General features: G+C 56.2%; 8 protein-coding genes and 3 rRNA genes. 6 read left to right on the top strand and 5 right to left on the bottom strand.

Annotation, left to right across the window (positions count from 1 at the left end; all coding sequences use genetic code 11):
* Positions 1 to 376: 376 nt before the first annotated feature.
* The 4 genes from ACA041_RS25270 (at position 377) to ACA041_RS25255 (ending at position 6,085) form a co-directional block, all read left to right on the top strand.
* A 16S ribosomal RNA gene (locus tag ACA041_RS25270) occupies positions 377 to 1,915 on the top strand.
* Positions 1,916 to 2,227: 312 nt separating this feature from the next.
* Positions 2,228 to 5,119, top strand: a 23S ribosomal RNA gene (locus ACA041_RS25265).
* 156 nt (positions 5,120 to 5,275) lie between these two features.
* A 5S ribosomal RNA gene (gene rrf, locus ACA041_RS25260) occupies positions 5,276 to 5,391 on the top strand.
* Together the 16S, 23S and 5S rRNA genes form the textbook arrangement of a ribosomal RNA operon.
* Positions 5,392 to 5,545: 154 nt before the next feature.
* Positions 5,546 to 6,085, top strand: a complete 540-nt coding sequence (locus ACA041_RS25255; RefSeq protein WP_497438332.1) for a hypothetical protein — start codon at positions 5,546 to 5,548, stop codon at positions 6,083 to 6,085.
* A gap of 7 nt (positions 6,086 to 6,092) precedes the next feature.
* Here the strand turns inward: ACA041_RS25255 and ACA041_RS25250 are convergent, their stop codons facing one another.
* Complete coding sequence (locus ACA041_RS25250) at positions 6,093 to 6,410, bottom strand: response regulator (RefSeq protein WP_497438331.1); 318 nt, start codon at positions 6,408 to 6,410, stop codon at positions 6,093 to 6,095.
* 19 nt (positions 6,411 to 6,429) lie between these two features.
* Entirely contained in the window at positions 6,430 to 9,477 is a 3,048-nt protein-coding gene (locus tag ACA041_RS25245) for a CheR family methyltransferase (RefSeq protein ID WP_497438330.1), read from the bottom strand.
* Positions 9,478 to 9,968: 491 nt separating this feature from the next.
* Here ACA041_RS25245 and ACA041_RS25240 point away from each other — a divergent pair, with 491 nt between their 5' ends.
* Together ACA041_RS25240 and ACA041_RS25235 are read left to right on the top strand one after the other, a co-directional pair.
* A complete protein-coding gene (locus ACA041_RS25240; protein ID WP_497442168.1) occupies positions 9,969 to 11,210 on the top strand; it encodes a glutamine synthetase family protein in 1,242 nt (413 codons plus the stop codon).
* Between the two features lie 70 nt (positions 11,211 to 11,280).
* A complete protein-coding gene (locus ACA041_RS25235; RefSeq protein WP_497438329.1) occupies positions 11,281 to 12,663 on the top strand; it encodes an MFS transporter in 1,383 nt (460 codons plus the stop codon).
* A gap of 77 nt (positions 12,664 to 12,740) precedes the next feature.
* On the opposite strand, the gene ACA041_RS25230 is transcribed toward ACA041_RS25235, so the two are convergent.
* The 3 genes from ACA041_RS25230 to flgM form a co-directional block, all read right to left on the bottom strand.
* Positions 12,741 to 13,487 carry a flagellar brake protein gene (locus ACA041_RS25230; protein WP_497438328.1) on the bottom strand — a complete coding sequence of 249 codons (747 nt, stop codon included), beginning with the start codon at positions 13,485 to 13,487 and terminating at the stop codon, positions 12,741 to 12,743.
* A gap of 93 nt (positions 13,488 to 13,580) precedes the next feature.
* On the bottom strand, positions 13,581 to 14,048 hold the full coding sequence (locus ACA041_RS25225) for a flagella synthesis protein FlgN (protein WP_497438327.1): 468 nt from the start codon (positions 14,046 to 14,048) through the stop codon (positions 13,581 to 13,583).
* Between the two features lie 48 nt (positions 14,049 to 14,096).
* The gene (flgM, locus tag ACA041_RS25220) at positions 14,097 to 14,423 is read right to left on the bottom strand and encodes a flagellar biosynthesis anti-sigma factor FlgM (protein ID WP_497438326.1); all 327 of its coding nucleotides are present in this window, start codon (positions 14,421 to 14,423) and stop codon (positions 14,097 to 14,099) included.
* Positions 14,424 to 14,506: the final 83 nt, after the last annotated feature.

The following is a 14,506-nucleotide window of genomic DNA, read 5'->3' as shown; positions in this document are numbered from 1 at the left end:
TAACGATTCGATCTTCTCGGTCGAAGCGGTGTAAAAGAGGTGTTGACAGCAGCGACTAACGCTGTAGAATTCGCCTCCCGCTGACGAGAGATCGGAAGCGCAAGTGGTTGAAGTTGCAAAGGAAACTTTGAAAACTTCTGAAAATAACCGCTTGACAGCAGCAGAGGAAAGCGTAGAATGCGCGCCTCGGTTGAGACGAAAGATCTTAACCAACCGCTCTTTAACAACTGAATCAAGCAATTCGTGTGGGTGCTTGTGGAGTCAGACTGATAGTCAACAAGATTATCAGCATCACAAGTTACTCCGCGAGAAATCAAAGATGTAACCAACGATTGCTGAGCCAAGTTTAGGGTTTCTTAAAAACCCAAAGATGTTTGAACTGAAGAGTTTGATCATGGCTCAGATTGAACGCTGGCGGCAGGCCTAACACATGCAAGTCGAGCGGCAGCACGGGTACTTGTACCTGGTGGCGAGCGGCGGACGGGTGAGTAATGCCTAGGAATCTGCCTGGTAGTGGGGGATAACGCTCGGAAACGGACGCTAATACCGCATACGTCCTACGGGAGAAAGCAGGGGACCTTCGGGCCTTGCGCTATCAGATGAGCCTAGGTCGGATTAGCTAGTTGGTGAGGTAATGGCTCACCAAGGCGACGATCCGTAACTGGTCTGAGAGGATGATCAGTCACACTGGAACTGAGACACGGTCCAGACTCCTACGGGAGGCAGCAGTGGGGAATATTGGACAATGGGCGAAAGCCTGATCCAGCCATGCCGCGTGTGTGAAGAAGGTCTTCGGATTGTAAAGCACTTTAAGTTGGGAGGAAGGGCAGTTACCTAATACGTATCTGTTTTGACGTTACCGACAGAATAAGCACCGGCTAACTCTGTGCCAGCAGCCGCGGTAATACAGAGGGTGCAAGCGTTAATCGGAATTACTGGGCGTAAAGCGCGCGTAGGTGGTTCGTTAAGTTGGATGTGAAATCCCCGGGCTCAACCTGGGAACTGCATTCAAAACTGACGAGCTAGAGTATGGTAGAGGGTGGTGGAATTTCCTGTGTAGCGGTGAAATGCGTAGATATAGGAAGGAACACCAGTGGCGAAGGCGACCACCTGGACTGATACTGACACTGAGGTGCGAAAGCGTGGGGAGCAAACAGGATTAGATACCCTGGTAGTCCACGCCGTAAACGATGTCAACTAGCCGTTGGGAGCCTTGAGCTCTTAGTGGCGCAGCTAACGCATTAAGTTGACCGCCTGGGGAGTACGGCCGCAAGGTTAAAACTCAAATGAATTGACGGGGGCCCGCACAAGCGGTGGAGCATGTGGTTTAATTCGAAGCAACGCGAAGAACCTTACCAGGCCTTGACATCCAATGAACTTTCCAGAGATGGATTGGTGCCTTCGGGAACATTGAGACAGGTGCTGCATGGCTGTCGTCAGCTCGTGTCGTGAGATGTTGGGTTAAGTCCCGTAACGAGCGCAACCCTTGTCCTTAGTTACCAGCACGTAATGGTGGGCACTCTAAGGAGACTGCCGGTGACAAACCGGAGGAAGGTGGGGATGACGTCAAGTCATCATGGCCCTTACGGCCTGGGCTACACACGTGCTACAATGGTCGGTACAGAGGGTTGCCAAGCCGCGAGGTGGAGCTAATCCCAGAAAACCGATCGTAGTCCGGATCGCAGTCTGCAACTCGACTGCGTGAAGTCGGAATCGCTAGTAATCGCGAATCAGAATGTCGCGGTGAATACGTTCCCGGGCCTTGTACACACCGCCCGTCACACCATGGGAGTGGGTTGCACCAGAAGTAGCTAGTCTAACCTTCGGGAGGACGGTTACCACGGTGTGATTCATGACTGGGGTGAAGTCGTAACAAGGTAGCCGTAGGGGAACCTGCGGCTGGATCACCTCCTTAATCGACGACATCAGCTGCTCCATAAGTTCCCACACGAATTGCTTGATTCACTGTAGAGGCGATAGACATCCATAAGGTTGTCTTTTTCGTTAGAGTTTAGAAATGAATATTCCATGGCGAATATTGATTTCTAGTCTTTGATTAGATCGTTCTTTAAAAATTTGGGTATGTGATAGAAAGATAGACTGAACGTTACTTTCACTGGTAACGGATCAGGCTAAGGTAAAATTTGTGAGTTGCTCTTAATTGAGTATTATCGAATTTTCGGCGAATGTCGTCTTCACAGTATAACCAGATTGCTTGGGGTTATATGGTCAAGTGAAGAAGCGCATACGGTGGATGCCTTGGCAGTCAGAGGCGATGAAAGACGTGGTAGCCTGCGAAAAGCTTCGGGGAGTCGGCAAACAGACTTTGATCCGGAGATGTCTGAATGGGGGAACCCACCTAACATAAGTTAGGTATCTTAAGCTGAATACATAGGCTTAAGAAGCGAACCAGGGGAACTGAAACATCTAAGTACCCTGAGGAAAAGAAATCAACCGAGATTCCCTTAGTAGTGGCGAGCGAACGGGGACTAGCCCTTAAGTGGCTTTGAGATTAGCGGAACGCTCTGGAAAGTGCGGCCATAGTGGGTGATAGCCCTGTACGCGAAAATCTCTTAGTCATGAAATCGAGTAGGACGGAGCACGAGAAACTTTGTCTGAATATGGGGGGACCATCCTCCAAGGCTAAATACTACTGACTGACCGATAGTGAACTAGTACCGTGAGGGAAAGGCGAAAAGAACCCCGGAGAGGGGAGTGAAATAGATCCTGAAACCGTATGCGTACAAGCAGTGGGAGCCCACTTTGTTGGGTGACTGCGTACCTTTTGTATAATGGGTCAGCGACTTATTTTCAGTGGCGAGCTTAACCGAATAGGGGAGGCGTAGCGAAAGCGAGTCTTAATAGGGCGTCTAGTCGCTGGGAATAGACCCGAAACCGGGCGATCTATCCATGGGCAGGTTGAAGGTTGGGTAACACTAACTGGAGGACCGAACCGACTACCGTTGAAAAGTTAGCGGATGACCTGTGGATCGGAGTGAAAGGCTAATCAAGCTCGGAGATAGCTGGTTCTCCTCGAAAGCTATTTAGGTAGCGCCTCATGTATCACTGTAGGGGGTAGAGCACTGTTTCGGCTAGGGGGTCATCCCGACTTACCAAACCGATGCAAACTCCGAATACCTACAAGTGCCGAGCATGGGAGACACACGGCGGGTGCTAACGTCCGTCGTGAAAAGGGAAACAACCCAGACCGTCAGCTAAGGTCCCAAAGTTATGGTTAAGTGGGAAACGATGTGGGAAGGCTTAGACAGCTAGGAGGTTGGCTTAGAAGCAGCCACCCTTTAAAGAAAGCGTAATAGCTCACTAGTCGAGTCGGCCTGCGCGGAAGATGTAACGGGGCTCAAACCATACACCGAAGCTACGGGTATCACTTAGGTGATGCGGTAGAGGAGCGTTCTGTAAGCCTGTGAAGGTGAGTTGAGAAGCTTGCTGGAGGTATCAGAAGTGCGAATGCTGACATGAGTAACGACAATGGGTGTGAAAAACACCCACGCCGAAAGACCAAGGTTTCCTGCGCAACGTTAATCGACGCAGGGTTAGTCGGTCCCTAAGGCGAGGCTGAAAAGCGTAGTCGATGGAAAACAGGTTAATATTCCTGTACTTCTGGTTATTGCGATGGAGGGACGGAGAAGGCTAGGCCAGCTTGGCGTTGGTTGTCCAAGTTTAAGGTGGTAGGCTGGAATCTTAGGTAAATCCGGGATTCTAAGGCCGAGAGCTGATGACGAGTGTTCTTTTAGAACACGAAGTGGTTGATGCCATGCTTCCAAGAAAAGCTTCTAAGCTTCAGGTAACCAGGAACCGTACCCCAAACCGACACAGGTGGTTGGGTAGAGAATACCAAGGCGCTTGAGAGAACTCGGGTGAAGGAACTAGGCAAAATGGCACCGTAACTTCGGGAGAAGGTGCGCCGGTGAGGGTGAAGGACTTGCTCCGTAAGCTCATGCCGGTCGAAGATACCAGGCCGCTGCGACTGTTTATTAAAAACACAGCACTCTGCAAACACGAAAGTGGACGTATAGGGTGTGACGCCTGCCCGGTGCCGGAAGGTTAATTGATGGGGTTAGCTAACGCGAAGCTCTTGATCGAAGCCCCGGTAAACGGCGGCCGTAACTATAACGGTCCTAAGGTAGCGAAATTCCTTGTCGGGTAAGTTCCGACCTGCACGAATGGCGTAACGATGGCGGCGCTGTCTCCACCCGAGACTCAGTGAAATTGAAATCGCTGTGAAGATGCAGTGTATCCGCGGCTAGACGGAAAGACCCCGTGAACCTTTACTATAGCTTTGCACTGGACTTTGAATTTGCTTGTGTAGGATAGGTGGGAGGCTTTGAAGCGTGGACGCCAGTTCGCGTGGAGCCAACCTTGAAATACCACCCTGGCAACTTTGAGGTTCTAACTCAGGTCCGTTATCCGGATCGAGGACAGTGTATGGTGGGTAGTTTGACTGGGGCGGTCTCCTCCTAAAGAGTAACGGAGGAGTACGAAGGTGCGCTCAGACCGGTCGGAAATCGGTCGTAGAGTATAAAGGCAAAAGCGCGCTTGACTGCGAGACAGACACGTCGAGCAGGTACGAAAGTAGGTCTTAGTGATCCGGTGGTTCTGTATGGAAGGGCCATCGCTCAACGGATAAAAGGTACTCCGGGGATAACAGGCTGATACCGCCCAAGAGTTCATATCGACGGCGGTGTTTGGCACCTCGATGTCGGCTCATCACATCCTGGGGCTGAAGCCGGTCCCAAGGGTATGGCTGTTCGCCATTTAAAGTGGTACGCGAGCTGGGTTTAGAACGTCGTGAGACAGTTCGGTCCCTATCTGCCGTGGACGTTTGAGATTTGAGAGGGGCTGCTCCTAGTACGAGAGGACCGGAGTGGACGAACCTCTGGTGTTCCGGTTGTCACGCCAGTGGCATTGCCGGGTAGCTATGTTCGGAATAGATAACCGCTGAAAGCATCTAAGCGGGAAACTAGCCTCAAGATGAGATCTCACTGGGACCTTGAGTCCCCTGAAGGGCCGTCGAAGACTACGACGTTGATAGGTTGGGTGTGTAAGCGCTGTGAGGCGTTGAGCTAACCAATACTAATTGCCCGTGAGGCTTGACCATATAACACCCAAGCAATTTGACTACTCGAAAGAGCATCAGATTGCGGTGTGTGAAGACGAAATGAACCGAAAGTTCGAATCTTGCAAACACCGAAAGCTATCACATACCCAATTTGCTGAAGCGAGGCCATCTGGTCACGACTCAGTACCCGAATTTCTTGACGACCATAGAGCATTGGAACCACCTGATCCCATCCCGAACTCAGCAGTGAAACGATGCATCGCCGATGGTAGTGTGGGGTTTCCCCATGTGAGAGTAGGTCATCGTCAAGATTAAATTCCGAAACCCCTATCTGCGTATGCAGGTAGGGGTTTTGTTTTTGTCCGCAGAAAAGCGGCGTGACGATAAAAGACCCGCCCGACGACCTACATGGAAAGTCTTTCCGTGCTGTGCCTTACTCCAGGGACCATTCATGGAGTGAATCCGATGCGACGCAGAGGTGCCCAGTTCTGGTTATGGACCAATAGACGCTTACCCCTCCACTCTCACGAAGAAATCCTCGGCGATGGCGTACAAATCGAGGTCCATGCGCGGATCAATCATGAGGGGCTGACCCAGGTATTCGTGGGCGTCTACGGTACCGACGGCTGGGCGATTGGCGAAGAATTCTATGACCGGCATGTCGGCGAGCACCACTGTGCAGCCTTGAAGTGGGGCACCCAGCGGGCAAGAGAGATTGTCGTGGACACTCAAGGATTCGTCGCGCCGCATCGGGTGCAACTGACCTTGAATACGGTGATCACCGATGAGTCGGTATTGGCATTGAGGCGCATGGAGATGACCCCGCGCGAGCGTTTGAAGCTCAGGTCCGAAGATGCGTGGGCAGAGTACCGGGCTGCCAAGACCGCCATGCTGGCCTTGATGCGCTCAACCAAGGTTGATCCGAGGATGTGGGCCGATCACAAGGAGCGGCTCAGGCAGGCGATCGACCGGCGCGCCAGCGTGCAGCGCGCCTACCTCGACTGAGCTTGTTTCACCGCTGTAACTGGCGCAAGGCCTCGATGGTTTCAATCAGGTCATCATAGGACACCGGCTTGCCAATATGCTGGTCAAAGCCCGATTGCCGTGATTTTTGAATGTCGCTGTGGGCTCCATAGCCCGTCAGTGCAATGGCCGGCACATCCTTGACGTGAGGCAACTGACGCAGGGCGCTCATCAACTCATGGCCGCTCATGACTGGCATGCCCAAGTCCGAAATGATCAGATCGAAACGGGTATTTTTTGCCGCGTCCAGGGCCGCCACCGGAAGATCGAAGGCAATCACCTGCGCATCCTCCATCTCCAGCAGCATTTTCAAGGTTTCCAGCACGTCAGCAGAGTCGTCGACCAACAGGATCGTCAACCCACTCAGTCGTCAGTTGCTGGCTCTGCTCTTCGTGCTGGCGTTTATGACCAGTCAGGTCCCGGGCAATTTTCACATAGCCCTTGAGGTTGTCGCCGTTTAGCAGCGTCACTTCGCCGCTGCAATAGAAGCGGCTGCCGTCCTTGCGCAGGTGCCAGCGCTCATCTTCGCTGTGGCCATGAGTACGCGCCGCTAACAGTTCGTTTTCAGGTACCCCGGCCGCGCGATCGTCGGCGCAGAAGATGAAGTCGTAATAGGCACCTTCAGCCTCGGCCTTGCTATGGCCGAAGATCAGCTGGGCGCCTTTGTTCCAGCTGGTGATGATACCCAGCTCGTCGAGGGTGATGATCGCGTAATCGCGGGTACTCTCAGCCACCAGGCGCATGCGTTCTTCGCCCAGGCGCAGCTCTTCTTCGGCAGCACGACGTTTGCTGATGTCGATGAAGGTCAGGACGGTACCGTCGATGTGGTCTTCGCTGGAACGGTAGGGCAGCAGGCGCGCGATGTACCAGCGGTTGTCGTTGCTGCTGACTTCGCGCTCGATCATGTTCAAGGATTCGAACACCTGTGCGGCATCGGCGGCCAGGTCGTCGTAGTGCAGGCGATGGGTAATGTCGAGCAACGAGCGACCGGTGTCCACCGGCAACATGCTGAAGATGTCGGTGGCACGCGGGGTGAACCACTTGATACGCATGCAGCGATCGACAAACACCGTGGCGATGTCGGTGGAAGCGATCAGGTTGGTCAGGTAGTCGTTGATCTTGTCGGTTTCTTCGACCTTGGTTTTCAGTTCGTAGTTGACCGTCAGCAACTCTTCGTTGATCGACTGCAGTTCTTCCTTGCTGGTTTCCAGCTCTTCGGTGGTCGAACGCAATTCTTCGTTGATCGCCTGCATTTCTTCGTTGGAAGCCTTGAGCTCTTCGCTGGAGACTTCCGATTGCTCGATGGTGTCCTGCAGGTGCATTTTGGTGCGTTGCAGTTCGCGCTCCAGGTTGGACAACACCTGGCCTTCGGTTTGTAGCACGGTGGTCGCCGCCAATTCCGAAGGGTCGACCTCTACCTCATCGAATATCACCAGCACGTAGTCGCCGTCCGATTCTTCATCCTTGTAGGGATGGACGACCAGATCGATCAAGTAGCGCCGGTCCTCGCGCTTGATCGGCACTTCGCGGGATTTGACCGGCTGGCCGCTCTGCTGGACCTGGAACAACGTGGTGCGGATCTCCAGGCGCAGCTCCGGAAGAATCAGCGTCAGCAAGTTGCGCGACAATTCACCGCCGACATGCCGCAGGAAGCGTCCGGCACTCTCACTCATGTGCAGGATGTCGGCATTGGCATCGACGATCATGCTCGGTGGCGCGGACTGTTCCAGGGCGCATTGATGAATATCGGCGACGGACAATTTACGCGGCTGGCTGTTTTTCGGCGCCTGTTGGGAAACACTGGTTCGCACGTAGCCACCGCGGGGCATGGTCGGGGTGCGACGGCTGTTGGCCGTGCCGGTTTTGGCGCGGAAGATCCGGTTGCGCTTGTCTACCGGAGCGAACAGTTCATGGCACGCGTCCGCGCTCTCGGAAGAGCCGAGAAACAGGAAGCCGCCGGGGCGCAGGGCAAAATGGAACATCTGCAGGATTTCCCGTTGCACCTCGCGATCCAGGTAGATCAGCAGGTTTCGGCAAACGATCAGGTCGATTTGCGAGAAGGGCGGATCGGACAACAGGCTGTGTTTGGCGAACAGGACCTTTTCGCGAATTTCCTTGCGAATTCGATAGTGGTCGTTCTCCTTGGCGAAGTAATGGCGCAACCGCGTGGGCGGTACGTCGGTAACGATCGCTTGCGGGTACAGCCCGGCCCGGCCGACGCTGATGGCGCGCTCGTCGATGTCGGTGGCAAACAGTTGAAACGAGGCCGCGCTTCTGTCCAGTTGCAGTTGGTCGTTGAGCAGCATCGCCAGGCTGTAGGCTTCTTCGCCCGTGGAGCAGCCAGCGGACCAGACGCGGATCTCGTCTTTCTCCGGTTGCGCCGCTACCACGGCGCTGATCAGCTGCGGCACGACATCCCGCTCCAGGGCTTCGAAGGCCTCACGGTCGCGGAAGAAGTTGGTCACGCCGATCAGCATGTCGCCCAGCAGTGCCTTGGTTTCCTCGGGGTTGTTTTGCAGGAAGCGGTAGTAGGAAGCCAGGTCCGGCTGGGCGGTGACCTGCATCCGGCGTTCAATCCGGCGCAACACGGTGGCGCGTTTGTAGTGCTTGAAATCATGGCCGGTGCCGGTGCGCAACTGGATCAGAATGTCGTGCAGCCATTGTTCGGCAACCACGGCTTCGCGTTCGGACGCGGCGGCAATGGCGTGCAGTTCGGGGTCGTTGGCGGTAGGCAAGTTGATTTCCTGAGAGTTACGCCACAGTTCCAGCAGCTTTTGCGGCATTTCCACCACTGGCAACACCAGGTCTACCAGGTGCGTGTCGATGGCTGCGCGGGGCATGCTGTCGAACTCGGCGTCTTCCGGTGCCTGGGCTAGGGTGACCCCACCCTGTTCCTTGATACGCGACAACCCGACAGCACCATCGGAACCCGAGCCTGACAGCACCAGACAAAATGCCCGCTCGCGGTGCACATCGGCCAGGTCGCGGAAGAACAGATCGATGGACGCATGGCGCCCTTGACCCGGGTCACAGGGGCGGACTTCAAGAAATCCATCATTCATCGCCAGCCGTTGCGCCGGTGAAATGACATACACCCGGTTTTTCTCGATGGGCACCGTTTCGGTGACCTGCAGCACCGGCATCTTGGTCGATTCCTGGATGATTTTGTCGGCGATGCTTTGGTGGTCGGGGGATAGATGGAGGATGATCACGAACGCCATGCCGTTGTCCTGCGGCATGTTTTCGAAGAACAGTTTGATGGCTTGCAGTCCGCCGGCCGACGCGCCAATGCCCACCACCGGAAAATCCAGGGTGCCGGGGCGCAAGGCGTTTTGTTCGGAAACAGTGTCCGAACGCTTGGGAGTGGTGGTCATGACTTCGGCCTTTGGCAGCGACGGAAAGCGTCTTGAGTTCAAGCGACGGGCAGGGCACATCAATAGGTCAGGATAATCCCGTTTTTCAATAACGCCTTCAAATATATAGCTCCGAAATCGGAGTCACCCTCGTATCACCAAAAGCGTTTTCTGATCGTCGATGATTTTCGGATTTGCGCAGTTTCGTCCTGATGGCCAGGCAACTGCAAATACTCGGACAGCCCGATGCCGGTGCACCTGTATCACGTATTCGCCAGCAAGCCGACTCCTGCAAGGACGTGTTCATCCGCCATGAAGTATTTTGTTTGCCGGTGCTTGATATTCCGAACAGGCGGAGCCTATTTTGTACGGTCGCCGTTCGCGGCTCGCACAATAACAAGGATTGCGTCATGACGACCGATGGCCAGCGTTCACTCGCGCAACGATTGACGGGCATTGATGAGATTGAATGTGTCACGCCGGACTTGAATGGCGTACCCCGTGGCAAGGTGATGACCGCCGAAGGATTTCTCGAAGGACGGCGCTTGCAGATGGCCCGTGGGGTGCTGCTGCAATGCATCATGGGCGGATATCCGCCAGCGCGTTTCTACGGCAGCGATGACGGCGACCTGGCGCTGGTTCCCGATCCTGCGCAGATCCACCGCTTGCCCTGGAGCGATCAACCGCGAGCCTTCGCCATTTGTGATGCGGATGAGTTGACCGGCGAGCGCTCAAATCTGTCCACCCGCGGCCAGCTCAAGGCCGTCATCGCGCGGTATGCAGCCCTCGGCCTGGCCCCGGTGGTGGCAACCGAGCTGGAATTCTTCGTCTTCGCCCCCAACCCCGACCCGACTCAACCCTTCCAGCCCCCGGTAGGCCTGGACGGGCGCCGCGAGGACGGTCACTCGGCGTTCAGCGTCAGTTCCAACAATGGCTTGCGGCCGTTCTTCAGCAAAGTCTACGCCTGCATGGCGGCCCTGGGCTTGCCCCGCGATACCTTCATGCACGAGATGGGTGTCAGCCAGTTCGAGATCAACCTGCTGCACGGCGATCCGTTGCTGCTGGCCGACCAGACCTTCCTGTTCAAGCACCTGCTCAAGGAAGTCGCGCTCAAGCATGGTTTGAACGTGGTGTGCATGGCCAAGCCCCTGGCACACACCCCAGGCAGTTCGATGCACATTCACCAGAGCATCGTCGAGATCGGCACCGGGCGTAACGTGTTCAGCGACGAGAGCGGTGAGCCGACCGCGACCTTCCGTCACTTCATTGCCGGTCAGCAGGCGGGCATGGCGGACTTCACCGCACTGTTCGCGCCGAATGTGAACTCCTACCAGCGTTTGTGTCATCCGTTCGCCTCACCGAATAATGCCTGCTGGTCCCACGACAACCGTGCTGCCGGTTTGCGCATTCCGGCCAGTTCGCCGCTGGCGCGTCGGGTCGAAAACCGTTTGCCGGGAGCGGATGCCAATCCGTATTTGGCGATTGCCGCGAGCCTGGCGGCGGGGTTATATGGCATCGAAAACCGACTGCAGCCAAGCGAGGCGATTCAGGGCGAATTCCAGGTGCCGGATAATCTTTCATTGCCGTGTACCTTGCATGCCGCTCTCGAGCGTCTGAAACGTAGTCAATTGGCGAAGGAACTGTTTGGCAAGGAGTTCATCGAAGGCTACGTCGCTTCGAAGACCATGGAGTTGACCAGCTTCTTTGATGAAATTACTCCCTGGGAGCGGCGTGTTTTAGCGGCCCAGGCCTGACGATCCGTCGACACCGGGCTATCTTTTCGGATAGTCCGTTTCTCACTGCAAGGAGCCGCTCGGAACGCCGATGCGCCAAATCTGGAAACCCTTTCGAGCGCTTTATTTCGCCTCGCTGATGATGTTGATCGGCTCAGGCTTGCTGAGTACTTACCTGGCCTTGCGCCTGGCCGCCGATAATGTCGACAGCCTGTGGGTCGGTGCGTTGATGGCGGCCAACTATTTCGGCCTGGTACTGGGCGGCAAGATCGGCCACAGGCTGATCGCCCGGGTCGGGCATATCCGAGCCTATTCGGCGTGTGCCGGGATTGTCGGCGCGGCGGTGCTGGGCCATGGCCTGGTGGACTGGCTACCCGCGTGGCTGTTTCTGCGGGTCATCGTCGGCCTCGGCATGATGTGCCAGTACATGGTCATCGAAAGCTGGCTCAATGAGCAGGCGGAAGCCAAACAGCGTGGCATCGTATTCAGCGGCTACATGATCGCGTCCTACCTGGGGCTGGTATTGGGCCAGCTGATTCTGGTCATGCATCCGGGCCTGGGTCTGGAACTGCTGATGCTGGTCGCCCTGTGCTTCGCCCTCTGTCTGGTGCCGGTGGCCCTGACCCAGCGGATTCACCCGGCAGCCTTGCACCCGGCGCCGATGGAGCCGCGCTTCTTCATCAAGCGCGTGCCGCAATCATTGAGCACGGTGCTGGGGGCGGGGCTGATCGTCGGCTCATTCTACGGCCTGGCGCCGCTGTACGCCTCGCAGCAAGGCTTGTCCACGGAGCAAGTGGGTCTGTTCATGGGTAGCTGCATTTTCGCCGGCCTGCTGGTGCAGTGGCCGCTGGGTTGGCTGTCCGATCGTTATGACCGGGCGCTGTTGATCCGCTGTTTTGCCTTCAGCCTGGCGCTGGCGGCATTGCCATTGGCGATCATGAAGCAGGTGCCGCTGGAAGTATTGTTCCTCGCCGGTTTCCTCTGCTCGCTGGTTCAGTTCTGCCTGTATCCGTTGGCAGTGGCGTTCTCCAATGACCACGTCGAGGGTGATCGTCGGGTATCCCTGACGGCGATGCTGCTGGTGACCTATGGTGTCGGCGCCAGTATCGGACCGCTGGTGGCGGGGGTGCTGATGAAGCTGTTCGGCAGCCAGATGCTGTATGCCTTCTTCAGTTTCTTCGCGTTGGTGCTGGTATGGCGGATCCGCCCTAAAGCGGTGACCAACCTGCACCAGGTGGACGATGCGCCGCTGCATCACGTCGCCATGCCGGACAGCATGTCGAGTTCACCGCTGGTGGCCTGTCTTGATCCACGGGTCGATGAGCAGGTGGTGCAGGAGCAGATGCAGAACCCGATCGAGCCCGAGCCGGACCCCGCACCTGAAACGGAGACCGAAACGCAGACTGAAACCGATTCGTCCCCGGATGACACTGACCTGGGGCGTGAGCAAAGCTTTACCGAGGCCAGGCCTTGACAGCTGATCCTTGAAACCTGGGATAAAAAAACGGGCAGTCACCGCAAGGGGCTGCCCGTTTTTTATGGTGCTTCGTTTCAGAGGTCGTCTTTGTCGAAGCGCCGCGCTTCGCGCTGAAGTTGATAGACGAACCGCTCGACCTGGCGCTGCACCAGCCCGCTCATGTTGTGAAAGCGCACGCCGGCGAAGGTGGTGGAGATTCTTTCTTCGAAGTGCAGGTACCGCAGTTCGACCGGTGCCGTCATTTTACCAAAGGGCAGGGCGGCGGCGAAGCGGTCGTAAACCTGGCCAAGCTGCAGGCTGCTGCTGATGTCGCCTTCGAAGCGTAACTTGCAACCGGTGGCGGAAATGTCCAGCAATTTACCGCTGATCGGTGCCTTGAGCTTTTCACCGTCCAGATTGACGTTGACCAATTGTGCCAGCTTCAACGCGGCGCGAAAGGCATTGCGCCGCTGATGGTAGACCACTTGATCGGGCAGGGGGCCGCGGTAGCAGCGGGTATCGCCGGAATCGTCGAGGGTCAGTGGGCCGTTGCTGTCCCAGGCAATGCGCACGCCGTCGTGGAAGCCTTCGACCTTGAATGGCTCGCCGGCCAGCAGGAAGCGTTCACCGTCGCGGGGAATCATTTCGTCCAGGGCGATCGTTTTGCGTTCACGGTCGATGTCCACCAGATAGCTCTGGAAGCGCTGGGTCCGTTCATGGAACGTAATGATCAGCGGGTCATGGCTCTCTTGCAGCTGACGCAGGTTGCCGGAGATTTCCAGGGGCGTGGAGAGCACCTTGGGTGGCTGCGGAGCATCTTCCGCGTTTAAGGCATTGGACACGGTTCATCAATCTCCAGACAAAATATGACTGCGGCTAGCCAGCATTTTGCCAGCATGTTTCGCGTCTTGATAGGGCGTGCTCATGAAGCAGGCTCAAGCCTGACTGAGCGGGCGCGGCTTTACGAGCGTGGAGAATGATCCGCTGGCATTGTAGAGCGCGGGCGGCTCACCGCCGGTGAGAATTTTCAGCTGGGTGGCCGTGGCGGCCTGCTGCATCACGATCGACTGGCCATTGCTGAGGTTGGCGGTCTGGCATTGGGCCAGAAGGTCGGTCAGCACATCGCTTTGCGTCAGCAATTGCTCACCGATGCTCGATTGGCTGGCCAACTGCTCAAGGCCCTGGCGAGTGGTGGGCAGGTTGAGACTGGCGAGGATTTCACTGCGCTTGCGGCCATGCTGCTCGAGCAGAATGATCAATGCCTGCTTGCGCGCCAGAATGTCTTCGAGCAGTCGCATGTCACGACCGTGCAAGGCGAGGGACTCGGTTTGCAGTAACTCAAGCAGTTGTTGCGCTGGGGCAAAGTCGTCGGTGATCAGTTGCAGCAAATTAGTGTCGTGCATGGCTGGCCTTGGGTTTTAAGCGTCCAAAAGCCTGGCGCGGGCCGTGGCCTAGCGCTGGGCTTCGAAGTTGAGCAGTTTGCTGGCTACACGGTTGCTGTCGACTTTATAGCTGCCATCGGCAATCGCTGCTTTCAACTCGGCCACCCGGGCTTTGTCGACGGCAGGCTGATCGCGCAGCGAGTCAGTGACCTTCTGCAACTTTTGAGCCTCATTGCTGAGGTGTACCGATTCCCCGCTTTTGACGGTACTGGCCTGTTCGGCCGGAGTGTTCAGCGGCGCGGATTTGCCGGCTTCGGCGGTTTCCCTGGCAACGCTGGTACGTGTACTGCCCGTCAGTGACGAGGAGCTGTTCAATCGGCTGAAATCGATGACCATGGTAAAAAACCTCTGGGTATTTGGACGCTTGCCATGTTTTCGGCCATACCCGGGAAAACTTTAGGCTCATTTCTCAATGAGCT

The organism is Pseudomonas sp. LBUM1676, assembly GCF_059695605.1.
This window is presented reverse-complemented; position numbering and strand designations above follow the sequence as displayed.